The sequence below is a fragment of the Winogradskyella pacifica genome, from assembly GCF_003386275.1.
GTDB lineage: Bacteria > Bacteroidota > Bacteroidia > Flavobacteriales > Flavobacteriaceae > Winogradskyella > Winogradskyella pacifica.
The window spans coordinates 1-1595 of the sequence record NZ_QREI01000035.1 but is presented as its reverse complement, the minus strand read 5'-3'; the positions used below and the strand labels follow the sequence as shown (position 1 = coordinate 1595).

1 protein-coding gene and 1 pseudogene are annotated in these 1595 nt (G+C 27.3%); both read right to left on the bottom strand.

Features of this window, described 5'->3' with window-relative positions; genetic code table 11:
- Positions 1-106: 106 nt before the first annotated feature.
- Entirely contained in the window at positions 107-1231 is a 1125-nt protein-coding gene (locus DFQ09_RS18650; protein ID WP_115813138.1) for a hypothetical protein, read from the bottom strand.
- A gap of 139 nt (positions 1232-1370) precedes the next feature.
- A pseudogene (locus DFQ09_RS19040) lies at positions 1371-1595 on the bottom strand (hypothetical protein); the annotation flags it as partial.

Sequence of the window (1595 nt, the reverse complement as noted above, 5' to 3'; positions counted from 1 at the left end):
TAGCTAAATCGGGATTAATATATGATGGAAATTATAAAAGTACTTTAGTGAAAAATTAATGAGTTTTTACTTGTTTTTTGCCACAGTACTTTGTTGTAATGCGTTTTTATTTATAATATTCAATCTCTCTTGTCCAAACAAATAGTTTCTTTCCATTTACAGACTTGATTTGTTTTGTCCAATTATTTTGATGGTCAAATTCGTATTCAAATTCTACAGATATGGGTTTGTTTTTATCTGTATATATAAGCTTTTTGATATTGCTATTTTCATCATAAAAATATTCATACGAAAGATTGTTTTCAGGATATTCAGGAACTATATACTTTTCATTTGTTTTTTGCTTTTGTTCATTGTGAGAGTATGAAGTATATTTCTCAATCTTTCCAGCTCTATTCAAAGTTGTTTCTTTTACCAAAAATCCACTATTATATTCTTTTAGTGTTTTTCCATTGATTTTAGGTACAGTTTCACTGTAAAATTCACCGTCGTAAGCTTGTATTTCGAAAATGTCTCCATTTTCATTATAAATAAATTTACGGTCTAATTTATTATAACCTATACCATCTTTAAATAATATTTTCTTATTATTTTTTACAATAATTTTAAAAGGCGAGTAGCTAATTACTTCTTTGATTTTTCCATTTGGATAATGAGTATATTTTGTGCCATAGGTTTCCCCATCATCATTAAAATCTTGAGATTGGATTAGGTTATCATTTTCATCGTAAATAAATTCCGAATATGAATATAGGTTTGGGTCATCTGAAGCGTAATAAATTGTTGATTTTAATTTATTGTTTTTGTTGTATTTGTAATTTCTAACTGTATAGTCGTTCCTATCGTAGTGCTTTTTTTCTTGAATAAGGTTGTTATTCTTGTCATACTTATAATTGAGATAAGCAACTGTATCACCATTTTTATAAAACCAAATTTCATATGTTGGTTTTCCATTTTTGTTTAATTCTTTGTAGTAATTTGAATAATGAACCCAAGGTGTATTATACCACCAATTATGAAATCTACTTTTAGTAAATTTAGGACTTGAAAAACCGTGATGACCATAATCTCCTTCATCGCGAAATAATTTCATATTCTGCTGATTTTCATCAAGGAAATTGAGTTGCTCTCTAACAGATTTTACTTGTCCATAAATTGTATCTTTTTGTTGACCATAGGAAAATGAAAACAATAATAATGATAGAGTTAAAATTAGGTTAGTTTTGTTCATTGATTTTTCGGTAAATCTATTCAGTTTTTTGTTATTCCAAAATCATAAATGAGTGAAACAAGTTAATAAGTTTGTAACACTAGTTTTTTGGTTAGGCAAATGTCTTGCCCTGAAATATGGCTACAGGTTAAAATTGATTTTATGCGGTTAATTTATAGACCATATTTGGTGTTTTGAAGTCTAAAGATAAATGTAATCTTATTTCATTGTATAAATTAATTGCATTTTTTGCTACATCTATTTTTTTTCTTTTGAGTATATTGGTGTAAACATTGCTGCAATACTGTATTCCTCTATCCGAATGATGTATGAGTCCTTCAATACTTTTAGCTTGATAAATAGCCTTATTAAGGGCTCTCACGCA